The sequence below is a fragment of the Methanosarcina barkeri MS genome (assembly GCF_000970025.1).
Classification (GTDB): Archaea; Halobacteriota; Methanosarcinia; order Methanosarcinales; family Methanosarcinaceae; genus Methanosarcina; species Methanosarcina barkeri.
Window position 1 is genome coordinate 3,537,524 of the sequence record NZ_CP009528.1, and the last position, 25,789, is coordinate 3,563,312.

General features: G+C 39.7%; 19 protein-coding genes and 1 pseudogene. 6 read left to right on the forward strand and 14 right to left on the reverse strand.

What is annotated here, in order from left to right:
• Positions 1-67 precede the first annotated feature (67 nt).
• Together mer and MSBRM_RS14275 are read right to left on the reverse strand one after the other, a co-directional pair.
• Positions 68-1,054: a 5,10-methylenetetrahydromethanopterin reductase gene (mer, locus tag MSBRM_RS14270; RefSeq protein WP_048156121.1), complete on the reverse strand. Its 987-nt coding sequence runs from the start codon at positions 1,052-1,054 to the stop codon at positions 68-70.
• 1,023 nt (positions 1,055-2,077) lie between these two features.
• Positions 2,078-2,986, reverse strand: coding sequence for a TolB family protein (locus MSBRM_RS14275; protein WP_052712907.1), 909 nt, complete (start codon positions 2,984-2,986; stop codon positions 2,078-2,080).
• 964 nt (positions 2,987-3,950) lie between these two features.
• On the opposite strand from MSBRM_RS14275, the gene MSBRM_RS14280 reads away from it, so the two are divergent.
• On the forward strand, positions 3,951-4,847 hold the full coding sequence (locus MSBRM_RS14280; RefSeq protein WP_048121312.1) for a right-handed parallel beta-helix repeat-containing protein: 897 nt from the start codon (positions 3,951-3,953) through the stop codon (positions 4,845-4,847).
• 129 nt (positions 4,848-4,976) lie between these two features.
• On the opposite strand, the gene MSBRM_RS14285 is transcribed toward MSBRM_RS14280, so the two are convergent.
• Entirely contained in the window at positions 4,977-5,156 is a 180-nt protein-coding gene (locus MSBRM_RS14285) for a hypothetical protein (protein WP_048156125.1), read from the reverse strand.
• Positions 5,157-5,652: 496 nt separating this feature from the next.
• Here MSBRM_RS14285 and MSBRM_RS14290 point away from each other — a divergent pair, with 496 nt between their 5' ends.
• The 5 genes from MSBRM_RS14290 (at position 5,653) to MSBRM_RS20900 (ending at position 9,206) form a co-directional block, all read left to right on the forward strand.
• Positions 5,653-6,336 carry a flavodoxin family protein gene (locus tag MSBRM_RS14290; protein ID WP_048121314.1) on the forward strand — a complete coding sequence of 228 codons (684 nt, stop codon included), beginning with the start codon at positions 5,653-5,655 and terminating at the stop codon, positions 6,334-6,336.
• Positions 6,337-6,429: 93 nt separating this feature from the next.
• On the forward strand, positions 6,430-7,065 hold the full coding sequence (afpA, locus tag MSBRM_RS14295; protein ID WP_048121316.1) for an archaeoflavoprotein AfpA: 636 nt from the start codon (positions 6,430-6,432) through the stop codon (positions 7,063-7,065).
• 55 nt (positions 7,066-7,120) lie between these two features.
• Entirely contained in the window at positions 7,121-7,627 is a 507-nt protein-coding gene (locus MSBRM_RS14300) for a ferritin family protein (protein WP_048121318.1), read from the forward strand.
• A gap of 21 nt (positions 7,628-7,648) precedes the next feature.
• On the forward strand, positions 7,649-8,857 hold the full coding sequence (locus tag MSBRM_RS14305) for an FprA family A-type flavoprotein (RefSeq protein ID WP_048121320.1): 1,209 nt from the start codon (positions 7,649-7,651) through the stop codon (positions 8,855-8,857).
• A 211-nt stretch (positions 8,858-9,068) separates the two neighbouring features.
• Positions 9,069-9,206 (forward strand): hypothetical protein, encoded by a 138-nt coding sequence (locus tag MSBRM_RS20900; RefSeq protein WP_155396524.1) that lies wholly within the window; start codon positions 9,069-9,071, stop codon positions 9,204-9,206.
• A 492-nt stretch (positions 9,207-9,698) separates the two neighbouring features.
• Here MSBRM_RS20900 and MSBRM_RS14310 read toward each other — a convergent pair whose 3' ends face one another.
• From MSBRM_RS14310 to MSBRM_RS14365, 11 genes and pseudogenes are all read right to left on the reverse strand, one after another.
• Positions 9,699-10,274, reverse strand: coding sequence for a cyclase family protein (locus MSBRM_RS14310; protein WP_230668903.1), 576 nt, complete (start codon positions 10,272-10,274; stop codon positions 9,699-9,701).
• Between the two features lie 343 nt (positions 10,275-10,617).
• Complete coding sequence (locus MSBRM_RS14315; RefSeq protein WP_048156127.1) at positions 10,618-11,610, reverse strand: isocitrate/isopropylmalate dehydrogenase family protein; 993 nt, start codon at positions 11,608-11,610, stop codon at positions 10,618-10,620.
• 64 nt (positions 11,611-11,674) lie between these two features.
• Complete coding sequence (locus MSBRM_RS14320) at positions 11,675-12,235, reverse strand: manganese efflux pump MntP (RefSeq protein WP_048121325.1); 561 nt, start codon at positions 12,233-12,235, stop codon at positions 11,675-11,677.
• Positions 12,236-12,931: 696 nt separating this feature from the next.
• Positions 12,932-13,333 (reverse strand): hypothetical protein, encoded by a 402-nt coding sequence (locus tag MSBRM_RS14325; RefSeq protein WP_141706512.1) that lies wholly within the window; start codon positions 13,331-13,333, stop codon positions 12,932-12,934.
• 733 nt (positions 13,334-14,066) lie between these two features.
• A complete protein-coding gene (locus MSBRM_RS14330) occupies positions 14,067-14,945 on the reverse strand; it encodes a DUF7714 family protein (RefSeq protein ID WP_048121329.1) in 879 nt (292 codons plus the stop codon).
• A gap of 319 nt (positions 14,946-15,264) precedes the next feature.
• A complete protein-coding gene (gene hacB, locus MSBRM_RS14335; protein WP_048121331.1) occupies positions 15,265-15,762 on the reverse strand; it encodes a homoaconitase small subunit in 498 nt (165 codons plus the stop codon).
• 177 nt (positions 15,763-15,939) lie between these two features.
• Positions 15,940-18,462, reverse strand: a complete 2,523-nt coding sequence (locus MSBRM_RS14340) for an oligosaccharyl transferase, archaeosortase A system-associated (protein WP_048156130.1) — start codon at positions 18,460-18,462, stop codon at positions 15,940-15,942.
• A gap of 561 nt (positions 18,463-19,023) precedes the next feature.
• Positions 19,024-19,221 (reverse strand): annotated as a pseudogene (locus MSBRM_RS20585) (hypothetical protein); the annotation flags it as partial.
• 59 nt (positions 19,222-19,280) lie between these two features.
• A complete protein-coding gene (locus MSBRM_RS14355) occupies positions 19,281-20,273 on the reverse strand; it encodes an IS701 family transposase (protein ID WP_048155834.1) in 993 nt (330 codons plus the stop codon).
• Positions 20,274-20,326: 53 nt separating this feature from the next.
• Positions 20,327-22,693, reverse strand: coding sequence for an oligosaccharyl transferase, archaeosortase A system-associated (locus tag MSBRM_RS14360; protein ID WP_080943715.1), 2,367 nt, complete (start codon positions 22,691-22,693; stop codon positions 20,327-20,329).
• A gap of 541 nt (positions 22,694-23,234) precedes the next feature.
• The gene (locus tag MSBRM_RS14365; protein WP_048156134.1) at positions 23,235-25,760 is read right to left on the reverse strand and encodes an oligosaccharyl transferase, archaeosortase A system-associated; all 2,526 of its coding nucleotides are present in this window, start codon (positions 25,758-25,760) and stop codon (positions 23,235-23,237) included.
• Between the last annotated feature and the right edge of the window lie 29 nt (positions 25,761-25,789).

Genomic DNA, 25,789 nt, shown 5'->3' on the forward strand with positions numbered 1-25,789 from the left:
TTTAAAAACAAAATAAAAAAATTAAAAAATTAATAAAATTAAAAAATTTATGCAGAATGTAATAAACTTACATCTTTGCAATGATTTCTTTACCTATAAGCTTTATTGCTTTCTCTTTGGCAGGACCTATCGGAGATCCAGCAACGATCTGAGTAACTCCGATTGCCTCAAGGTCCTTGATTCTCTTCATGCAGTCATCAGGAGTTCCACAGATAGAAAAGGCCTCGATCATCTGAGGGGTAACAAGTCCACCCATAAGAGCTCCGAAATCTCCCTTGGCAATGGCTGCACCGATCTGGCCCTTGGCTTCGACCGGAATTCCATGGCGCTCGAGAACAAGATCAGGGGAACCTGCAACAATGAAAGCAACCACTACTTTTGCGGCATTGACCGCTTTTACAGGATCCTTATCAATTGAGAAACAAGCGTATGCTGTAACATCAACGTCGCCCGGGTCACGGCCGGCTTTCTCGGCTCCTTTCTTAATCTGTTCTACAGCAACTTCGAAGTCCTTCGGGTGGGAAGCATTGATAAGGACACCGTCTGCGATCTCACCGGCAAGTTCAAGCATCTTGGGGCCCTGGGCACCCATATAGATAGGGATATTTCCGGCTTTGAAAGCGAGCTTGGCACCTGCAAACTTAATCATTTCTCCGTCCATGGAGACCTTCTTGCCTGAAATAAAGTCTCTGATTGCCTGGATTGCTTCTTTGGTAGTTGCAAGGGGCTTGTTCCATGAAATGCCCATTGCGTCGAAGGTCGCTTTGTCTCCGGGTCCAAGGCCGAGAACTGCCCTGCCGCCTGATATCTCGGCAATTGAGGCAATGCTGGATGCAGTAATTGCGGGGTTTCTAGTGTAGGAGTTTGTAACACCGGGACCGATCTTGATACTGTTAGTGTTCAGGGCGAGAACGGCAAGAGTGGAGTATACATCACGGTTGTTGTAGTGGTCAGTGATCCAGACATGGTCGAATCCCTGCTGTTCTGAGAGCTTTGCGTAATATGCGATCTTTAAGGCGGGATCGCTCGGCACAAATTCAATTCCGAACTTCATCTCAAGTTACTCCTGATTACTGTTTAAAATAAATGGGTCCGTTTTTTGTCCCCAAAATATTTCTTTTAAATAATAATTAATATCCATTATAATAGACATTAATTATAAACCTTATAATTTCACATAACAGTATTTAAGAATCTATATATATTTAACTGTATTAAACAAGTTATATAAAAGCATCGTAATAAAATAGTTGATTCATCTTCCTCATAGTGAACTTTTCAAACCTGAATTGCTCAAGAAAGATAATCATACCTGGGACTTACGCACTTATGCGGTAAAATCAAGTATAGTAAACGTCATAGTTAAATATTGGAGTTTAAAAAGTTGTGAGTTTACTGTTATTGTTTTGTGCTTCAAGTGCGTAAGTCCTAATACCTTAAAAACCTTTTCCAGAAACTTGCACTTGAAACCGCATTTTCAAAATATACTAACTTAGGCCATGAGAAAGAAAACGGAAGAAACTGGGCTTTTTCGAAGAAAAGTATTCTTTCGAACTGGCAAAAGGTTTATATTGGAAAATGGCATGTGATGAACATCCAGCAGTTTTCAGGTGAATATTAACTGTAGATATATAGTAAGAAATGATAAAGATAAATGAAAATAAACTTGAAGAGCAGTGCAAATGACCTCTTCAAGGAGTTAAATTTGGAATAAAAAAGACTCAAGGAAAGCGCTGAAGAAAAGGAAAGTCAGTGAAATACACCAAAAATTTGCACTCTAATTAAAAAGCACTGAAATAGATCACTACTCCCCTTTTACGTTTGTATTTTAAAAATATAAGCAGTGAAATCGTTACTTTACTTGCTGCTTTACTTCACAATAATGCTACTTTACCTCACTATAATATATTTACTCTTTATAGTAGTGTTGACTCCTTCTGTATTTTCCACTATTAAAGCAGCATGTTTTTCCAGTTCTTACATGGTCTGAGTTGCAACGAATGCATTTTAGAGTTATCTCATTTCTGGGGTCCGGTTTCCAGCGATTCGCGTTTACGGCTGATTCTTGTAATTATTGTCAACAGTTCAACACACAGATACTGCCAGAATCAGACCACACTATAACATTGCCGGATATAGCTGGGGTTTGTGCAGTATTGTCAGATGTCAACTGTTTACTCTTTCCGGTATACGTATTGTATATGTATAAATCACCTGAATCTATATTTGCAAGGTTGTCATGCTTCAAGTACACAATCTTCTTGCCACTTATGCCAGTTGAACCTCCAGTATCATAACCAGTTTTGTCATCCCCTGTTGTGACTTCGGTTTGTTGTCCGGTAATAATATCATACATGCGGATATTACCCAGTCGGTTATAGAAATCCGACCATATCACTTTGTCGCCATAAATATGTGAAAACATGTTATCACCATACTGACTGACATCTATTGCTTTTTTAGTAGTAATGTCATATACATAAATTTGCGGCGTGTCCTCGGTAGAATAAGAGTCATAAGAGATCCTGTTAGCATAGATATCAGGATTGTTTCCAGCTGCGATTTTAATCTGCATGGATGTAGATATGTCACGCATGTAAACACAGGAATCTGCGCTCCATACTATCCTGCTGTCGCAAATAGCAGGAATACTACTGTTGTCTACATCTTTTGTGACGTGAGATCTCGACCTGGTTTTTATATCATATACAGTAAGTCTGGGGACTCCACTGCTCTCGTCATGCCAAACTAACTTATTGCCTGAAATCGCTGGATAAGATGCTGCGGAAGAGTTAACTGTAGTTTCTTTTTTGGTTTTCAGGTCATAAATGTAAATAACACCATTACTTGTCCACACTACTTTACCATCATCGATAGCGGGCTCAGCCCCACTGCCAATTTTTGTATATTGTTCAGCTGAAGCCACTGTCGATATCAAAATAAAAAATACAAGAACTAATGATACTGAAAATAATTTCCTTTTCACTTTTACTCCACCGTATGCCGTTAGTAAAACCCCAAGCTATTCTAACTTTATTATAACAGCACAATCCATACGATTTTAATATATATTTGATAATTTGATATATGTTGACTTATAATATTAATTATTATATAAACAGAAGCATTCCGCAATATATAATTATAGAAGTAAAATATATTCTAATTTAATTTACATATCAATGTTCATTGGATTTTACTACCTTTTTATTTTAGGAACAGAGGATAAGAAAATCTGGGACTTTTCTGACCAGGCTCTTACACATAGTGCCAGACGAGAAGGAATTAAACTTCTAGTATATTACACATTTTTGATGAATATGGTATAAAAACAAAGCAATAAACCAGAGATATAAGACCAGAAACACTAAAAATATTGTAAAACACTTATAGGACTTATAAATTTATTTGATATAATACCAAAAATATTTTATAATAAGATCACATAACCACGTGTGTCAGCTCAGAAATTCAATAATGATGAATCAGACCTTTTTAAAAAGGAGAGTTGATCTGGCTAAAGGCCGTATTAGATAAATAAATGATATTGACCAGAAGACTACTATCCTGTGGTCAGTAGCAGTTTTGATTTGTAGAAGCAAAAACTTCTAGTTTCCGGCCACCTCCAGTGACTAATCCATATACGTTATTGGAGAGTGGATACTCTGTGTGCAACGTGTCCGCCCCGCTAAATAGCAGAGAACCGAATTGGATAGGTTCAAAAAATATTACGCAGACGTAATAGGAATCTAAATACCCGTATAGATCCGACCTGATCAGAAAATTCCATTCAAGAAGTCAAAATCCCTAATTGATTAGATTAGTTCGGAAAAGTAAGTATTACGAGTACGTAATATGAAATTTTGAGAATATTTGGGAAAGAAGTACCTTACTGTATGTTTTTTGATTTCACTTAAATCCCTATAAAAATCCAACCCAAAGGTGATACGATGCAAAAAAGACAACTAGGAACCCTATTCCTGGTAACATGCCTTATTTTAACAACTATACCGGCTGCGTTAGGCGTTCAGAGTACAAAGGTAGTAACTGTTGCAGGAGACGGAAGTGGAGACTACAATTGTGATGGAAAAGCCGATGATGTCCAGATTAACCAGGCTCTTGAATTTGCTGCACAGAATCCGGGCACAACTGTCCACCTTAAAGGCCCGTTCACATATGATATAAGTGATTCTCTTCGGATCGGCAGCAACACAGTCCTTGAAGGAGATTCCGGTACAAAGATTAAGCTTGCCAAAGGACTACCTGTCTGGGGTGGGCGTGAGAGCAGTATTTCAGACAAGAAAGCCATGCTTATGGTTAGAGGCAGTTCTGCAAGCGGCGTTACAATAAAAGGCATAACTGTTGATGGCAGTCAGTCCGACTATTATTCTGGTGTCAGGCTCGGAACCTCCTGTTATAACATGGCAACTATAGTAAACTGCAACGGATTAACAATTCAGGATGTTACGTTCCAGAATGGATGTAATGATGCAATGCTCATTTCACAATCCAGCAACGTAGTGATAGCTTCCGTAACTGTAAACAAATGTGGACACGATGGTGTATATGCCTATCATGTAAACGGCATCACAGTTAAGAATTGTAATTTTATCAACCGGACTAATTCGTCCGTTAGATTCGATTCCGTTATCAATGGTGTCATGAAAAACAATGAATGTACTACATCTGGCGGTGGATACGCAGGCCTGGAATTACAGGGAACTCTTAAAAACATAGAAGCTTCTGGCAACTATTTCCATGACTTATCTGCCCCTGCAGTAGTGCACTTAAATACAAAAGAAACTGGTGTAAATATCCACGATAACAGAATTGAAAACTGTGGATAAGATATTTTCTGATTGGAAAACTCTCAGTTAATCAACTGAGATTTACTCCAATTTATTTTCGAATGAGATCAGGATTAATATAAGATCAGTAGTTAAAAATTGGCTGTTTTCCTGTGAACTTCTAGATTTCTATAATCTTGTGCCAAAGATATCTACTTTTTTACCTAGATTAACAGCATATTCTTGTAATACTCCTCTTTGTTTGAAATCATCCATTTTGTTTGAAATCATCCATTTTGTTTGAAATTCATCCATTTTGTTTCCAAACCACCTGTCTTTTTTGAAATCATCTGTTTTGTTTGAAATCATCTGTTTTGTTTGAAATCATCTGTTTTGTTTGAAATCATCTGTTTTGTTTGAAATCATCTGTTTTGTTTGAAATCATCTGTTTTGTTTGAAATCACCTGTTTTGTTTCAATCACATAATACCTGTTTTTGTTTTCATGAGTGCGTCACGTCTCCGAACGAATACTTTATGACGCCTATACTTTACCAGTTTTTGAAACTTAATAGGTCGGCGTCTCAATAACATCTAGATAAACTTTTCGGTGAAGAAACTTTCAACATATCCTTGATTTGACATGACAATTTATCCTGAAAAAGTGATATACAATCCTCGGATACGGAACAATTTGCTTAGTCCACCATCCGATAGCGTTATACAGAAGATTTAAGCTGTAAAAGAAAAATTAAAAAAATTCAAGCATATAATTACTCAGGCATAAAATTATTTACCCGAAAGATATACCAGCATATAGATATATTTGCTTATATACATAATTTGACTTGTAATTCGGAGGGGGACATGCAAGAAACCGAAGCCAAACCTATACGAATTCTCGGAATATCCGGAAGTCCCAGAAATATGGCAACTGATTTTCTGATCCGGGAAGCGCTGAAGATTGCAGAGGAGAAATATGGTGCAGAAACCGATTACTTTTCTGCAAAAGGGAAAAAGCTGAACTTTTGCATCCACTGCGACTTCTGTCTAAAAACAAAGGAAGGCTGCATTCATAAGGATGATATTTCAGCCGAGCTATACGACAAAATGATCTGGGCAGACGCCTGGATTATCGGAACTCCTGTTTATCAGGGAACGCTGAGCGCTCAGACTAAAACAATTATGGATAGATGCAGAGCCGTAGTTGCCAAAAACCCAAAGGTTTTTTTGAATAAAGTTGGAATGGGCATTGCAGACGGAGGAGACAGGATGGGGGGACAGGAACCGGCTATCCAGACTATCCTGAACTTTTATGTGATCAATGAAATGATACCTGTGGGAGGAGGCTCTTTTGGAGCTAACCTGGGGGGGACATTCTGGTCTAAGGACAAAGGGGCAGAAGGAGTCTCAGAAGATTCCGAAGGCATGAGAAGCCTTAGAAGAACCCTTAAAAAACTTGTCCAGACAACCCGGCTTGTAAAAAATGCTTCTTCAGGAACGGAATCCAAACCCCAGTCGTCTGAAACGAAAAAAGAAGAAAGCAAATGATGTAAACTTTGGAAGATGGATTTTCAGGATTCAGGTTAATCAGGAAGAAAAATAATTCCATGATTTGTCAGAACCAGTTAAGGAGGAGTTATTTTGGTAGAATCATTAAATAAGAACATCAAGCGAATAGCATGGGGAATTACAGGTTCGGGAGACCAGATGATTGAGACCTACAGCATTCTGGTAGACATTAAGAACCGAACAAATGTTGAAGCAATGGTTTTTCTCTCTAAAGAGGGTGAGACCGTAATGAAATGGTATCATCTCTGGGATAAAATCCAGAAAGACTTTCCTAACTTTAAGGTGGATGCAGGCCCTAACTCCCCGTTCATTGCAGGCCCACTGCAGATGGGATACTACGACTTCTTATTGATAGCCCCGGCAACCGCCAATACCGTGGCAAAAATTGTGTATGGGATTGCAGATACCCTTGTTACAAACGCCGTTTCTCAGACTGGAAAAGGACAAACACCTATTTTCATCCTGCCAGTAGACCAGAAAAGAGGGAGTGTAAAAACCTCTGCACCCAGTGGCAGAGCCTTTGAACTTAATATGCGTGAAGTAGATGTTCAAAACTCGGAAAAACTTGCACAGATGGAAAATATCACGGTGCTTAAAAGCCCCTACGAAATTTATGACATATTCGGGCTTGAGCGACCTACTGAAGATATAATCCTGAAAGTGAAAGAACGAAAAAAGAAGAAAACTCAGGAAGAAACCAGGATATAAAAACTTTAAAAATTAGGTAATCTGAATATATAAGTTATCATAGGGGGTAAGAAGTATGAGAAGCACGTATCAAGATGTAGTAGAGGAAGTAAAAAATCTTAAAGGAATTGAAGAAGCCGTAGCTCTGGCAATTGAGAGGGAAACAGAGGCAAGAGACTTCTACTTGAGTAAAGCTGCTTTAATGGACAAACCGAAATTTAAGGAACTCTACGAGTACCTGGCAAATGAAGAGGCAAAACATCTTGGCTATCTTGAAAGATATCGGGATCAAAATGAGCTGCTCGTAACCAGTACGGAAATTCCGAGTGGCCAGTCTTTCACCCCTGAGTTTGATATGGGCCGCATAAAAGGTGGAGAGGTTACGCTTGGAGATGCGGGCATCCTTGTTGCAGCCCTGAGGCACGAGAGAAAAAGTGAAGATTTTTATTTGGAAGTCGCAAAAAGGGTCGATGACGAAAGCCTGAAAACTTTCTTCGAGATGCTAGCAGGTTACGAAAGAAGCCATTACGAGTTAATTGACCAGTTCCTGGAAGAGATTACCAGTTTCCGGATGCAGACCTGAAAAACCAGACGAGCTGCGAATATGGATACAGAAGAAACAGGTGGAGTCGTTGAACTCTCCAGTGGTGTATACTGGGTAGGAGCAATTGATTGGAACGGAAGAGATTTTCACGGATTTACTACTCCCGGAGGAACAACCTACAACTCCTACCTGGTCATTGGGGAAAAGACCGCACTTATAGATACGGTAAAATCTCCCTTTGCAGGGGAGATGCTCAGACGCATTAGTCAAATTATAGACCCTTCAAAACTCGACTACATTGTAGTAAACCATATGGAACTTGACCATTCAGGTTCTCTGGCAGAGCTTAAAAAACAAACCGATGCTAAAATACTCATTACAAAAAAGGGCATAGATATCCTTAATGGTTACTTTAAAAGCTCAGGCAGTGAGAACTGGGACCTTGAGGTTGTGAAGACAGGCGACCAGCTGGATCTTGGTGGCAAAACCCTTCTGTTCCTGGAAGCTACAATGCTGCACTGGCCTGACAGTATGGAGACTTTCCTGAAAGAAGACAGAATCCTCTTTTCAAACGATGGTTTCGGGCAGCATATAGCAACATCAAAAAGATATGATTTTGAAGTGGGAGATGTCCTTCCTGAAGCAGCCGAGTACTACGCAAACATTCTCATGCCTTTCCATATGCCGCTTCTTCGTTATCTTGGGTTATTAACCAGGTTGGGAATAGAACCCTTGCAGATAGCTCCTTCTCACGGAATTATATGGAAACGGGATCTGCCGAAGATCCTTGAGGCTTACAGATCGTGGGCTGGTGGAGAGGTAAAAGAAAAAGTGCTTGTGATATATGACACCATGTGGGGTAGCACAGAAATAATGGCAAACGAAATTGCCGAAACTGTCCGAGCCGCAGGTGTGGAGGTAAAACTGCTGAATCTTCGAAAAAGCTCAAGGAGTAATATCATGAAAGAGATGCTTGATGCAGCCGCTTTTGCAGTAGGTTCACCGACCCTTAATAATGGGCTCTTTCCAACGGTCGGTGACTTCCTGGTATATCTCAAAGGCCTACGCCCCCAGAAGAAAAAAGCTGTGGCATTCGGATCCTATGGCTGGGGAGGAGGAGCAGTAAAAATCATAGAACAGGAACTAAAAAGCGCAGGAATTGAAGTGATTGGTCCCGGGTTGCAGGTAAAGTACAGACCATATGAAAAAGAACTGTTGAGATGCAAAAAGCTTGGAGAGCAGCTTGTAGCCATCGCAAAAAAGAATTAATTATTTTATTCCGACTCTCCGTTTAACATTTTTTTGACTCCATTTTTTGACTCCATTTTTTTGAAAGCCTTCCAGAAAGGTTTTCAGCCTTTCAGCCTCAATAGCCGTAGAGCCTGGAATTTTTGTTGGACGTCCTGCAAGAAATACTTTCACTCTGCTAGGCTGAGATTAATAAGTACTGAAGTAGTTTTTAGAAATAGAGGTGAATACAATGGAGGAAATATTCAAAGGATTGATCGAGCGTGCTCTGTATTATGAGCAGTTTGAAAGTTACAGAAACATAAATCCCTCAGTACAGTTTGAAGATATGTCTATACTTAAACAAAAGGCACCAGTAATGAGTATATAAAACCGGATTATTGACGATAGCCTGGAAGCACTTGAGTCATATAATAAAAAACTACGAATTGAAAAGCTGCAAATTAAAAACTGCGAATCAAAATGAAGTAAAACCTCTAAAGAATTGGAACGTTGAGAAGTAAGTTTTCAACATAAATCAATTGAAGTGGATCTCAAGAACAGACCAACTGAGATGCAAAAACTTCAAGAAAAGTCAGAAAAAACCGGAAACATGAAGAAATTCCGACGAAAATTAAAGGCGGAGAGAAACTTACTTTTCAACTGATTCCATTTAAACCTGTAATTTCTATCCCAATTACACAGGATAAAGTTTGAAGTCAATTTTTTATAACTGTTTTTGAAAACATTTGCTGTAATTATTATATTATTCGGTCTTTCCTATGTAGAATCAACCACAAAATGTCGCATAAAATCAATTTCAATTATTCGGAATCATTGAATCCTTGATGACTGACTCGACACTAGTTTTTATTATGAAATGTTAGTATTTAACAAGTATCACTCTCGCCGGAGCTCCGTCCGTATCTATACGGAGAGGCAGACCTATGAATGTATATTCCCCCTCAGGAACACCGGCAAGGTTGAGTCCTAAAAACAAAGTCGTATTATTAATAAGCAGTTCACGGACATCATCGTCCCCGTCAGGTTTTTTGATGCTCAGGTAATCAAATCCCAGGGTTTTGATTCCGGCATTGACGAGGTATTCAGCTGCATCCATTTTAAGGTGTACATAATTTTCAAGGAATTGCACGTACCCAAGAGCCGAGTTTCTGGTCTTGAGAAGTACTATTTCTTCAGGTCCGATTTCAAACTCTTCAAGGTCCTGCATATGAATTTCACTTTCTACCAGAGCGAGGTCAAAAACCCTGCACTTTCCATAAAAATGATCAAGAGGCAAGTCAGCAACTCCTTCTCTACCTTCCTGAAGATGCAGCCTGGACTCTACGTGAGTACCTGTATGGCTTCCAAGAGTCAGGATAGACTCGTTTACCTTATCCCTCGGAACAGAGGCATACCTCTTAATAGAAGGTCCCGGCTTTCCCGGATATACAACCATTTCTTCCGTAATCGGCAGTGAGATATCGAAAAATTGACGCAGAATGAAACCCCCATTCATTCGTTAGCGAGAAGTCAGAATTTAAGTGCGTAGTCATCTTTGATTAAAATGTAACTGCGCCTTATTATAAAAAAGGACTTAAAACATTAAAAACTCTCCTCTGGCAGGAGGCGATCCAACCCTCCAAGTTAAACTATGTTATCAAGTTGAACTATGCTACGGGTCAAACTATGTTACCAGTTCAAACTACGTTACCAGTTCAAACTACGTTACCAGTTCAAACTACGTTACCAGTTCAAACTACGTTACCAGGGTGAGCTGCGCCGATCCTGTATATTGTTCCTCACATATTACTCACCACATATTCCGCAACTGCGTTTCCGACTTCCATTGTGCTAGCCGTCCCTCCGAGGTCAAGAGTTATGATTTTCTTTTGAAGCACATAGGCTATTGCCTCATCGATAATTTGCGACCGAGGTTCTCCCATCCATTCGAGCAGCATTTTTACACAGAGAATCGCAGCAAGCGGATTTGCAATACCCTTTCCGGCAATGTCAGGTGCGCTCCCGTGCACAGGTTCGAAGAAGGCATATTTCTCCCCTATATTGGCACTTGGGACAAGGCCGAGACTTCCTACAAGGGCTGCGCACATATCACTCAAAATGTCTCCGAAGAGGTTCGTTGTAACCACAATGTCGTACCTTTCAGGATGCATAATAAGGTTGTAAGCCATCGAGTCAACCAGCATATCCTCATATTCCACGCCGTTAGCACTGGCGGTTTGCCTGCAAACATCGAGGAAAAGCTTGTCGGATTTCAGGACATTGGATTTATGAACAATGGTCAGCTTGTTCTTTCTTTTCTTTGCAAGCTTACAGGCAGATTCTGCAATCCGCTTGGAACCTTTCCGGGTGACGACTCTTTTCGTCCAGGAGATTTCAGGCCCTATTTCTTCAATTCCAGAATACAGCCCTTCAGTGTTTTCCCTGACAATAATAAAATCGAAATCGTTTCTCCCTGTAACTCCTGTTATGCCGGGCAGAGGTTTTACAGGCCTGACATTAGCATATAGGTCCAGTTCCTTTCGTATTGTCAGGAGCACACTTTTGTAATTCGGATCCGGTACAGTAGTAATTGCCCCAAAAAGGACAGCATCGCACCCCTTTATAGTTTCCAGATCATCATTTGATATTGCAGTTCCTGTCCTTTCCCACCGAGTATAGCCAAGCTCCAGGGAAACTTTTTCAAACTCAAGCCCGAAGGCATCAAGGACTTTAACAGCTGCAGGGATTACTTCCCTACCTATACCATCACCTTCGATTACAGCTAGTCTCATACTAACTGCATCTTAGTTAGTGGTATATGAATCTGGCGTAACTTTTTGAGACATCCAGGATTTGTCAGATCCAGAGTAGATGTTCAGCAAGGATTTTTCCACCAATCCCGATAAGGATAAGCCCTCCAATAATCTCGACTTCGTGCTCAAAAAAATGACCTATTCTGTACCCCAGGACTGCTCCGCAGAAAGACATGAAAAAGGTCACACAGCCTATTATAATCACAGGTTCAAGAATAGGAGTATTGAGAAAAGCAAAGCTAATTCCCACGGCAAGGGCATCTATACTTGTAGCGATTGCGAGCATCAGAAGCACCGGATAATTGAGGGAATTTATCTTCCCATCCGGATCTCCATAAAGAGCCTCATAAATCATTTTGCCTCCGATAAAGGCCAGAAGCCCAAAAGCAATCCAGGGAGCATAGTTTGATACAAAGCCACTTACTGCGCTCCCTCCAAGCCAGCCCAACACAGGCATAAAAGCCTGAAATCCTCCAAAAAAGAAAGCAAGCTTCAGTGCATCCTTTAGATGAAAAGGCCGTATAGTAGTACTGCTGGACATGGAAACTGCAAATGCATCCATTGAAAGCCCAAGTCCTAAAAGGAAATTAGTCAGGAAAGACATTAGGTTAACTCCAGTTTCGTTTTATGAATGAGATTTTTCGGGATCGTTAAATCATTAGTACATGATTTAGGGATAGTTAGAGTTTTAAAACATGATTAGGAGATATTTAAAGATTCAACACGCGATGTAGGGATATTTAAAGGTTTAACACGTGATATAGAGATAATTAGGTAGTTAACACGTGATATAGAGATAATTAGGTAGTTAACACGTGATATAGAGATAATTAGGTAGTTAACACGTGATATAGAGATAATTAGGTAGTTAACACGTGATATAGAGATAATTAGGTAGTTAACACGTGATATAGAGATAATTAGGTAGTTAACACGTGATATAGAGATAATTAGGTAGTTAACACGTGATATAGAGATAATTAGATAGTTAACACGTGATATAGGTATAATTAGAGCTTCAGTACATGAGAATATCTGAGAGTTAAAATCCTCAAAATACCTATATGCCTGGTTATTACCCTTTTGATGATCCAATAAATATACAATCAGATTTAAAACTATGTATTCTGTACAGGCAACTGATGAAAAATACTTTTTGAGAGGAGAAGGATAATAAATAGATCTCGTCAAACTCCAGGCAGGCTAAGCCCAAAAGATCTGCATAACATGATTAGAAGAAACAGTGTTTAAATTAAATTGCTGTGCGGATACTTTCACTTTGTTCATACATTAGTTCTACTCATACCTTAATTTCAGACTTTTCCTCAACCACTGTTTTTGTTTTACTACCCGATATTTCTGCCCTTACTTTTCTATAGACGGTGTATTTACCGTTGCCTTCATAAGAAACAACATATTTATACTGACCCCCATTAAAAAACTTAAAGCCTTTTCTATAAAACGCAGGGTATTTTACAACACGCAGTGGATCAAGCGAATAACGCTGGTAGATGTTGCTGTCCACGAGAGTTTTAACCAAATCAGGTATCACATTCACCTGTTGATACTTCCCCTGAATATTACGTTCAATGATTGCGTTATAAGCAAGTGAAGCCTGTACCGCAACCGTTACAAACAAAAACTTCAGCAAAAAAACCCCCACAATGAATCCAACAATCCATGCAATCATGAGTAAAAGCATAGCATTACCCCCCAGACTTAATTTTGTTATGTAATCGGCTACCCACTTCCGATTACAGGAATTATTTAAATATTTGACACTCCCCTCAATTATGAGCATTGCCGGTAAATGATCCTTTAAATGGATAATCTTCATAGATTATAACTTTTTCTAAATATTGTCAGGTATTGCATTTAATATGAGAGTTGTATATATATAATAAAAAACCTTATGATTAAAACATAAGAATATAATTAATAAAAGTTGACCAGACTCTTACACAGAAGATTGCTATTGACAAAAAGATAACACGAATACTTACTCTTTCACCTGAAGCGATAATTCACAAGTCTGTGTTACTTATATCGTCTTGCAAGATCAGTTTTGGTTCACCTTAAAAAAAGATATAACTTAGTAAAAAGTATGAGAAACCTAAAAGAATAATCAAAGAATAAATTTTAGAATTTATGAACATCTTCAGTGAGTACTTTCGGTTAGCATTAAAACGAACATTCAATAGCAAAAAACCTAGCCAATCATTATAACTTGTCATTAGAAGTGACTTTAACCTATGTGTTTATCATCAACAGCTAATGAAAATGGGAAGATAGAAACAGGCAGTATAAATATTAAAAGAAAGGTACAAAATAAGTAAATTGAATTTCGCACACGGCAGTTTTATCAATTACCAATTTCCAGTGTAAGTTTCCTTCAAGTAAAATTAGCAGGCCTGCAGTTTAATTTGTGAACACTCTTATACCTGGCTATTTAGATCCTCTGAACTCTGCCTGAGGCTGTTTACAAGTTTTCGGATAGCTTCAGCAACCTGGTACTCCGATGCTCCCCAGTGAACTACAGCTCCATCAAAACCCGAAATCTTTACAAGCCCTGAATTTTCAGACCTGCAGCAGCGAGTAATAAAGGATTTTGAGGGTACAACTATTTCGGACTTGAAAGGACAGATGTTTATAAAAGAATACTCTAGTTCAGGAAAACGCATCTCAAAAAGATTCTTCGAAATCTCGCATCCTACAAGTAAATGTCCATTTTCTGTGAGCACATCCGAATCCAGGCACTTGCCTTCGAGGCCAGACGAGCTGCATGGAAAAACCGTATTTTTTCCTTCAAAACGCCTGAGGTCAATTACCTTTTCAGTAAACCTGACCTGGAGGTCCCCGAAAATTCCACTGGCGTCAAGCCTTTTCACAACAAGAGAAAGCCAGGACGGATAAGGAGGAGCAACGTCAAGTATTTCTAGCTCAAGAATACTTGAAAGGTCAGGGGCATGAACAAAAGTAACATGCCTATCCATACCTGTAAAAATTACTGTGTTCACTTTGCCGGTACAGAGCTTTTCTGCAGTCTCGATCAGGAGTGTGCGGTCTTTTATGTTTAATTCCCTGTCATACTTTACCACCTCTTCTCCTGAGGCTATTGTTTCGAGAGCTTCAACTTTCCTGAGCAATCCCTCTCCGCTTTTTTTTACGTGATAAACTGCATATTCGTAGTCGCCTGTCTGAGGATTTCCCTTTTCTGTAATCAGATAGTCAGTCAGAAAATAGATAGGCTCCTCAGTGCCCGGGCAGAAGGATTTTGTTACGCCCACATACTTATACTCATCAGGAAAAATCATAGATATCGGTTGTTTTGGATGATTTTTTTGGGTTATCGATTCTATAGTCACGAGGCTAAATAATGCAACTACTCAACTGAGATGCAATGAAATTTTTATTGCAACAATTACAGGCGTGACTATAGGTTACTGTTCTGGGTTACTGTTCTGGGTTACTGTTCTGGGTTACTGTTCTGGGTTACTGTTCTGGGTTACTGTTCTAGGTTACTGTTCTGGATTACTATTATTTTAGTAATTGTCAAATTTAATTCATTTCTGGTATGTTTCCGTTGTACATTTGGGTGTACTTTTCGGTATATTTTGATATATACTGGACTAATTATTCTTTTTGCTCGCTCTGGATTATTTTTCTATGAGCTACAAGCCCGCCGTCAGCAAGTATCTGAAGAAGGAAATCCGGCAATTTATTTCCCCTGAATGTGCCTTTACCTGAAACCGTAACCTCGCCTTTTAGCAGATAAACCCTGATCTCATCTCCTTCCTGACACTCGATATCGGCTTCAATAAGAGGTAGCCCTACATTGATTGCATTTCGGAAAAAGATCCTTGCGAAAGATTTTGCTACAACACAGGCTATACCTGCATGTTTTAAAGCAAGGGGAGCCTGTTCTCTTGAGGAGCCGCAGCCGAAATTGCTGCCTGCTACAATAATATCCCCTGGTTTTACTTTTTTTGCAAACTCGGGGTCAATGCCTTCCATTGCATGAGCTGCAAAAACCTGCATATCTTTGGTCCGCAGGTATTTACCAGGAATAATTACATCTGTATCGATATCGTTTCCGAATTTCCAGACTCGGCCTATGATAGGGGTTTTCATCGCATTTCACCTGCGAAGTAGGTTTTTTTAATGGTATATCTAGATAGCGGGAAAGTGAAGTAAAAAACTGCAGACCTGACTTAAAATAAAGTTGAAAATAGAATCCAAAAATAAAGACAAAGGAAAAAGAAAGAGAAATAAAGGTGAAGCAGAGTGAGTAATAGTACACTCCGTAGCTTATGCCTTTATTTCTTCTCCATTTAATACGGCTTCTTCACTTACTTTCACTTCTTTTGTCGTATCTCCATAACTCACTACATAAGGTCCCGAAGGTGCAGTATCAAACTGCGTTTCGCCTGTAATCGGGCCATCTGTTGAATAAGGCACTGTAAACTCGTACCTTCCCTGAGAGTCTGCGGTTGTTGACTGCGAGTATCCAAAGGTTCTTCCCTGGTCCGTAAGAATTGTCGTGTTTATATTAACGGTCTCATTGGGGGAAGCTGTGCCTGTTATATTTGCACCTTTGACGTACTCGAAGATTTTTACATATCCGGTGTCTACTTCAGGGAGTTTGCCTCCGTAGAAGTAATTATAGACCTGTTTATATCCGACCTCGTCAGTTTGGTAGGCCTCAGTCTCGTGAACCATACGGTATTGTTTCAAGCCATTTCCGTCAAAAATATGCAGTTTTGCTTCCATGGAATTAAAATATCGGGTAGAAGGTATGCTCTGATATTTGCTACCTGTCCAGTAAGCCTGATAATATCCGTCAGTATCAAGAGTCCAGGCAGGCATTGCCCCAAATATCTCTGTAGCCATTCTGGCATCAGACATTATGTAACGTGAACCCATTTTGTCAGGCCTTGGATCTATGGCTTTGAGTACGGCAGTTGCTTCTTCTTCGGATGGAGCGGTAAAGAAGGTTGCAGCTCCCGGCTGGTTTGTCTCGTTAATACTTACCCTGCGGCCTCCTATTCCTGCCTGGAACGGATTCGCATTTGGCATCCTGTGCCCTATTGTCTCTATGTAGTGCCCGTAGTCCCACCAAGACATAACACCGTATGCAGTGTCTGGATACTGGAACATCTCTCCGTTTGTTGGGGCTTCATAAATGGTATTGTAGTTCATACCAGGGTCCGGGGTGTTTGAGTGGAGCCAATTACAGGCTTCCGTCCAGGGCTCATTAGGCTCGTCTGAGCCAACTGCATATAGCATTGCATATGCACATACCGGATAGATCAGAAATACCACTATAAGCAGGACTGCTAAAACCTGCTGTACTTTGACGAATTTCAATGCTTTCGGGACATCTGCAAGCGATTTTACATCACTTTTGAACTTCTGGTCAAGTTCACTCCATTTTACTTTTTCAAGTAACAATCCACCCAGATATGCACTCAGGATTGAAACGTTTATTGAATAGTAATATGCAAAACGGTTCTGACCGTAAATTGCAAGGAGGATAAAGAAACTCCAGACAAGAACCAGAAATTCCTGAGGCTTTGGCCTTCTAAACAGGTTTGCAGCCAGAATAAGCATTCCTAGAATAGAAGCGAGAAATCCCGTAGTAGTAAAATTTGAAAAAACTTTAGATAGAGTGAAGACGCCATCATTGTAAAATATAGAAGTAGCTTCACCAATTGTGGAAGGTCCTCCCTGTTGAATCCCAAAAACAGTGTTTGGTGCACTTATGATAAGAGAATACAGAGATGGAGATGCGATTTTAATAACAATAAACCCTAGAATGCCAGCTCCGAGAATGATAAGAGGGTAGTAATAAGCCGTCATTTGCTTTCTTTTGAATTCCCTTTCAATAAGACTCAAAGCCGCAAAACCTGCCATTGTCCCAAGAGATGTGATAACATGGAACCAGGAGTAATAATACAGAGAAAAACCCATGTCAGGATGGACAAATGGAAGGATAAGGATTGTACTTACCAGACAGGTGACTATGCCTGTAAACCCAAGGTAGTCACTGGATTCATTCCGGAAATTGTCCAAGATATACTGGAATATAGCATAAACGAGAACGATTAATAAAAATAGTGAGCCTCCGGGCCAGCAAAGCTGGTAAGCTGAGTACATGACTCCAGCCAGAACTGAGTATAGAAAAGGTTCTTTCAGGACAGTGAATTTCTTATTGAACACGTCTTCAAAACGCAGATTTTTTTCCTTTGCCGAAATCAAAGCCAGCATGAAAAACATCATGAATAAAGTACTGAATAGTGACTCTGCAACATGATGATCAGTGAACCCGACCAGTGAACGGGTCAGAAACTGCCCCGGAGCAAGTGCAATAAGGATCGCAGCCAGAACTCCTGTTTTATGCCCACCAAGGTATTTTCCTATGTAATAAACAGGAATTACAGTCAGAGCTCCGAGAACTGCAGGAAAATAAGCTCCAACAGTATCAACAAGATGAGAGCTGGGATGACCCATTCCAAGAATCAGGGAAGTAATAGCCATCATTTGATCAAACAATGGACCAAAATGTATGTAACTCCCATTAGGATAGTTGGTCATGGGATTGAAAAACATCCTGTGAGGGTAGTTTTCAAGCAGAACTCTTAAGGTACGCATATGGTACCACGCATCGTTGGTCGCAAACTTTACGGACCCATCGGACAAGAACACCGTAGCTGAAGGAAGTGTCCTGACCCATAGAGATATAAAACCGATTATCGCAACTGCCAGAGCATAAGGCCAGCTGGACTTGATTTTGTTTTGAAATGATGATACAGGATGATCCTGAGAACTCATAATAATCCCCTTTAAGAGGTAAGTTTTTTCAATCAAATATATAATTTGTGGAAGAAGAAAATCAAATAGATAATATTATCCTATGCAGGCAAATCAGCCTGATTATTTATAGTCCTGATAGTTTATGTTCAGAAACTTCATGCAGCTTTCATACTGAGCCTATCAGGATAGGCTTCATCGATTCGATATTACTGAAATTTTTGCTCATCTTTCCTGAAGCAGGTTTTCTCAAGCTGTCTACTTTTGAAACAGTAATAAGTCTTCTAAAAGACGTGGCAACTCTTCTGATTCCACCTTGAGAATCCATCTTAGACGTGAAACGAAGTTGTTAACAGTATATAAAAGTATATGTGATTGAAGGATATATAAATGAAAGTATATGCAACTGGCAGATATAAAAGTATATGTAACTGGTGGATATATAAAATAATTGTTCTAAAAAAATGGCAGTCTTTTTTTAAAATTTTAGAAGTGTTTTTTAGAAGAATAAAAATAAGAATAAAAAAGAAGAAGAAAGGAGAAATAAAGGTACATTATAGTAAACAATAGCACATTCTACTTTTAGGCCTTTACTTCTTCTCCTTTTAATACGGCTTCTTCACTTACTTTCACTTCTTTTGTCGTATCGCCATAGCTCAACACGTAGGGTCCTGAAGGTGCAGTATCAAACTGCGTTTCGCCTGCAACCGGACCACCGTCTGTTGAATAAGGCACTGTAAACTCGTACCTTCCATGAGAGTCTGCAGTTGTTGATTGAGTTAGGAGTTACGCAGTTGGCTCCTAGCATATTGTTTTTTCCAAACTTTCAAATATTTGAATTAATTTAACGTGTATTGGGGATTCCTTAAGTATTCTGTCACTGCCACTCTTCTAATTTTCATAGCACTTTCAAACCAGGATATTCCACTTTTGATTCTTTGTAATTCCAGTCTAAGAAAAGCTCTTAATGAGAACATTATATGTGCTCTTTGTGATTCTTCCTTTCTTGCCTGACATTTTTCGACACCACAGAACTGTTTTATTCCCCTATGATATTCCTCAATTTTCCATGACTTCTTTGCCAAATCTTCACGTTTTGCTTCATCCATCTCTTGCACATCTGTAACCCAGTGTTGCGTGTCTCCATTTTTTGAAACTATCCTAAACACCTTTACAAATCCATATGCTTTGAGGTGAACCACACGTCCTTTTGGAGGAATATCTACTGTTTCAAGTGGCACATTTCCCTTGTTGTCAGGATTTACCAAACGATTATTTTTCAATCTTGTAAGGAAATGCCACTCTTTCTGTCTAATGGCTTTAAGGTTTTTCACACTTGCATACCATGTATCAAATAAAACGAATTTGGGATTAAAACCACGTTCTTCGGCCTTGTCAAGCATATCACGGAAATGGTCATTCTTTGTTTTGTCGTCTACATCGATGTTATAAATTCGAAAATCGATAGGTATAACGGTTGTACCGTCAGTCCAAACTAAGGTAACCAGGCCTATTCCCTTTACAGTACGATGATGTTTTCCACTCCACATACGACGAACAAAAGCAATTTCTTCTGCGTATGGTTTATCTAATGTTGAATCATCAACAATTAGGTATCCTCCCTTAAGCTTGACATAACTTTTTACTTCCTCCCATAGTGCTTCCGTGTCTGGAGGTTGCCTTTGAAGGCAACGAGTAAAAGCATCATGAGAAGGAGCATTAGCTATGTCTGGATAACATCTAGCAGCTTCAGTACAGCTAAAAACGTTAGAAGCCGCAATGAGAAAATTAATGTAGTCAATGTCGGTACACTTAGGTGGATTTATGTCCATAACTCCGTACGTTTTTAGAGAAACACTAAGCCATAAGTATATTTATAAAGATATCAAGTTTTCGGCATTTTAACTGCGTAAGTCCTATGAGTATATTCAAAGGTCCGTCCCTTATCCGTAAGGATTGTAGTGCTTATTTTAACAGTTTCATTCGGAGAAGCCGTGCCTGTTATATTCGCACCTTTGACGTACTCGAAGATTTTTACATAGCCGGTGTCTGTCTCAGAGAGCTTACCTCCGTAGAAATAATTGTAGACCTGTTTATACCCGACCTCGTTGCTTTGGTGGGTATCAGTCTCGTAAACCATACGGTAATGTTTCAAGCTATTTCCGTCAAAAATATACAGCTTTGCTTCCATGGAATTAAAATATCGGGTAGAAGGTATGCTCTGATATTGACTACCTGTCCAGTAAGCCTGATAGTACCCATCAGTATCAAGAGTCCAGGCAGGCATTGCCTCGAACATCACTGTAGCCATGTAGGCATCAGCTATTACGTAACGTGCACCCATTTTGTCAGGCCTTGGATCTATGGCTTTGAGTACGGCAGTTGCTTCTTCTTCGGATGGAGCTGTGAAAAAGGTTGCAGCTCCCGGCTGATTTGTCTCGTTAATGCTTACCCTGCGGCCTCCGATTCCTGCCTGGAACGGGTTCGCATTTGGCATCCTGTGACCTATTGTCTCTATATAGTGTCCGAAGTCCCACCAAGACATAACACCGTATGCAGTGTCTGGATACTGGAACATCTCTCCGTTTTTCGGGGCTTCATAAATGGCATTATAGTCCATTCCCGGATCAGGAGTATTTGAACGGAGCCAGTCACAAGCTTCCACCCACGGACTAGGGGTACCGTTTGAAATTTTTGTATATGCCATCGCAGATCCGTATACCGGATAAATCAAAAATATTACTATAAGAAGGACTGCAAAAACCTGTTCTACTTTGACGAATTTCAACGCCCTCGGGATATCTGCAGGCGACTTTACATTACTTTTGAACTTCTGGTCAAGTTCACTCCACTTTACTTTTTCAAGTAACAAGCCTCCAAGATAGGCACTCAGGATTGAAACGTTTATGGAATAGTAATATGCAAAACGGTTCTGGCCATAAATTGCAAAAAGAATTAAAAGACTCCAGATAAGAAGTAACACTTCCTGAGTCTTTGGTTTTCTGAACAGGTTTGCAGCCAGAATAAACATCCCGAGCAGAGATGCGAAAAATCCCGTGGGAGTGAAATATTCATAAGCTTTGGACATGGTAAAGACGCCGTCGTCGTAAAATGTAGAAGAAGCTTCACCAATTGTCGAAGGTCCTCCATGTTGAATTCCAAAAACAGTGCTCGGTGCGTTTATAATCAGGGAATAAAATGAAGGAGATAAAATTTTGATAAATATAAGCCCAAGAATACCAGCTCCGAGGATAATCAGCGGGTAATAATAAGTCTTCATTTTCTTTCTTTTGAATTCCCTTTCAATGAGACTCAAAACCGCAAAGCCTACCATTGTTCCAAGAGCAGTAACGACATGGAACCAGGAGTAATAATAAAGTGAAAAGCCCATGTCAGGATGAACAAATGGAAGGATAAGGATTGTACTTACTAAGCAGGTGACTACACCTGTAAACCCAAGGTAATCGCTTGACTCATTCCGGAAGTTGTCAAAGATATACTGGAACACGGCATAAACAAGAACAATTAATAAGAAAAGAGAACCTCCTGGCCATGAAAGCTGGTAAGCTGAGTACATAACACCAGCCAGAACCGAGTATAGAAAAGGTTCTTTCAGGACAGTGAATTTCTTATTGAACACGTCTTCAAAACGCAGATTTTTTTCCTTTGCCGAAATCAAAGCCAGCATGAAAAACATCATGAATAAAGTACTGAATAGTGACTCTGCAACATGATGGTCAGTGAACCCAACCAGTGAACGGGTCAGAAACTGCCCCGGAGCAAGTGCAATAAGGATCGCAGCCAGAACTCCTGTTTTATGCCCACCAAGGTATTTTCCTATGTAATAAACAGGAATTACAGTCAGAGCTCCGAGAACTGCAGGAAAATAAGCTCCAACAGTATCAACAAGATGAGAGCTGGGATGACCCATTCCAAGAATCAGGGAAGTAATAGCCATCATTTGATCAAACAATGGACCAAAATGGATGTAGCTCCCATTAGGATAGTTGGTCATTGGGTCGAAAAACATTCTGTGGGGGTAGTTTTCAAGCAGAACCCTTAAGGTACGCATATGAAACCAGGCATCATTAGCCGTAAACCTTACAGACCCATCGGATAAGAACACCGTAGCTGAAGGACATGTTCTTATCCATAGAGATATGAAACCGATTATCGCAACTGCCAGAGCATAAGGCCAGCTGGACTTGATTATATCTTTGAACGATGATACAGGATGATCCTGAGAACTCATAACAATCCCTTTAGAGATAAGTTTTTTCAATTAAGTATATAACTTATAGAAGAAGAAAATAAAATAGGTAATATTATACAGATATGTAATAATATACAGGCAATTAGGTCTTATTATTCACTAGTTATAATTATAGTTGTTCAGAGCTACTTTATTTATGTTCATGAATCTCATGCATATTTCATACTGGGCCGGTCAGAAAAGTCTTCAAGAGATTCAGTATTCCCGGTTTTGCTTTTCTTCCCTGGCTCGCAGGCTCTCTAAGACTGCCTACCTCGAAACAGTAGTGTCTTCTAAAGATGTGTCAATATTCTAGTTCCACATTAAGAAGCTCTTTGGTATGTAAAAAACTTTATTAATAGTATATAAAAGTATATGTAATCTGTCAATTTATAAAAAACAAGCATTCTGGAAAGAGGGGGGAGCTACTATAAAATATCAAAAATAAGCCGTTCAGGAAGATAAAATAAAAATAAAGATAAGAAAAGAAGGAAAAAGAAATAAAGGTGTGAAATTAACTTAACCACACATTTCGAGTTGTTCAGACCTTTATTTGTTCTCCTTTTAATACGGCTTCTTCACTGACTTTCACTTCTTTTGTCGTATCGCCATAGCTCAACACATAAGAGCCTGAAGGTGCAGTATCAAACTGAGTCTGACCTGCAATCGGCCCATCCGTCGAATAAGGTACTGTGAATTCATACCTACCCTGAGAATCCGCCGTTGTTGACTGTGAATAGTCAAAGGTCCTTCCCTGATTCGTAAGAATTGTAGTGTTTATTTTAACAGTCTCATTGGAGGAAACTGTTCCTGTTATCTTTGCACCTTTAACGTACTCGAAAACCTTGACATAACCGGTATACACTTGCGGGATATTACCCCCCAGAATAAAATTGTAGGCATATTTATACAATAGCTCATCAGTTTGGTAGGCCTCGGTCTCGTGAACCATGCGGTATTGCTTCAATCCGTTTCCGTCTAAAATATGCAGTCTTGCCTCCATGGTATTAAAATATCGAGTGGTAGGCAGGCTTATATACTGTTTATCTATCCAGTAAGCCTGGTAATACCCTTCTATATCAAGAGTCCATTTAGTAATTGATTGGAACATACTTGTAGCCATTTTGGCATCAGACATTATATATCTTGCACCTGCTTTGTCAGACCTAGGGTCTATGGCTTCAAGCACTGCACTTGCTTCCTCTTCAGATGGAGCTGTAAGAAAGGTTGTAGCACCTGGTCGGTTTGTCTCATTAATGCTTTTCGAGCGTCCACCTATTCCTGCCTGGAACGGGTTCGCATTTGGTATTCTGTGACCTATTGTCTCTATATAGTGTCCGAAGTCCCACCATGACATAACACCGTATGCAGTGTCTGGATACTGGAACATCTCTCCGTTTGTCGGGGCTTCATAAATGGCATTGTAGTCCATACCAGGATCTGGAGTGTTTGAGCGAAGCCAGGTACAAGCTTCATCCCAAGGTTGACTGGGCTGACCGTATACCATTTTTGTATATGGCATTGCAGATCCGTATACCGGATAAATCAAAAATATTACTATAAGAAGGACTGCAAAAACCTGTTCTACTTTGACGAATTTCAACGCCCTCGGGATATCTGCAGGCGACTTTACATTACTTTTGAACTTCTGGTCAAGTTCACTCCACTTTACTTTTTCAAGTAACAAGCCTCCCAGATATGCACTCAAAACTGAAACGTTTATTGAATAATAATATGCAAAACGGTTCTGACCGTAAATTGCAAGGAAAATAAGGAAACTCCAGACAAGAAGTAACACTTCCTGAGGCTTTGATTTTCTGAACAGGTTTGCAGCCAGAATAAACATCCCGAGCAGAGACGCGAAAAATCCCGTAGGAGTGAAATTTGAATAAACTTTAGACATCGTAAAAGCGCCATAATCGTAAAATATTGAAGAAGCCTCATCGATTGTGGAAGGTCCTCCCTGTTGAATCCTAAAAACAGTGTTTGGTGCATGTATAATCAGGGAATAAAGTGATGGAGATAAAATTTTGATACATATAAGTCCGAGAATTCCAACTCCGAGGATAAGAAGAGGGTAATAATAAGATTTCATTTTCTTTCTTTTGAACTCTCTTTCGATGAAACTCAAAGCTACAAAACCTGCCATTGTCCCAAGAGATGTGATAACATGGAACCAGGAGTAATAGTATAGAGAAAAACCCATGTCAGGATGGACAAATGGAAGGATAAGGATTGTACTTACCAGACAGGTGACTATGCCCGTAAATCCAAGGTAATCACTTGACTCATTCCGGAAATTGTCCAAGATATACTGGAATATAGCATAAACGAGAACGATTAATAAAAATAGTGAGCCTCCGGGCCAGCAAAGCTGGTAAGCTGAGTACATGACTCCAGCCAGAATAGAGTACAAAAGAGGCTCTTTCAGGACAGTAAATTTCTTATTGAACACGTCTTCAAAACGCAGATTTTTCTCCTTTGCTGAAATCAAAGCCAGCATGAAAAACATCATGAATAAAGTACTGAATAGTGACTCGGCAACATGATGGTCTGTGAAGCCAATCATTGAACGGGACAGAAACTGCCCTGGAGCAAATGCAATCAGGATTGCAGCCAGAATCCCAGTTTTATGCCCTCCAAGATATTTTCCTATGTAGTAAACCGGAATAACAGTTAAGGCCCCGAGCACGGCAGGGAAATAGGCCCCTATAGTGTTAATCAGTTGAGAACTGGGATTTCCCATTCCAAGAATCAGTGAAGTAACAGCCATCATTTGATCAAACAATGGCCCAAAATGTATGTAACTCCCGTTAGGATAGTTGGTCATGGGATTGAAAAACATCCTGTGGGGGTAATTTTCAAGCAGGACGAATAAGGTACGCATATGATACCATGCATCATTGGTCGTGAACTTCACAATCCCGCCAGGCAAAAGTACTCTATCTGAAGGAAGTATTCTGACCCATAGAGACACGAAACCAATTATCGCAACTGTCAGAATATAAGGCCAGCTGGATTTGATTTTATCTTTGAATGACGATACAGGACGATCCTGAGAACTCATAGTATCCCCTTTATGAATTGGACATTATA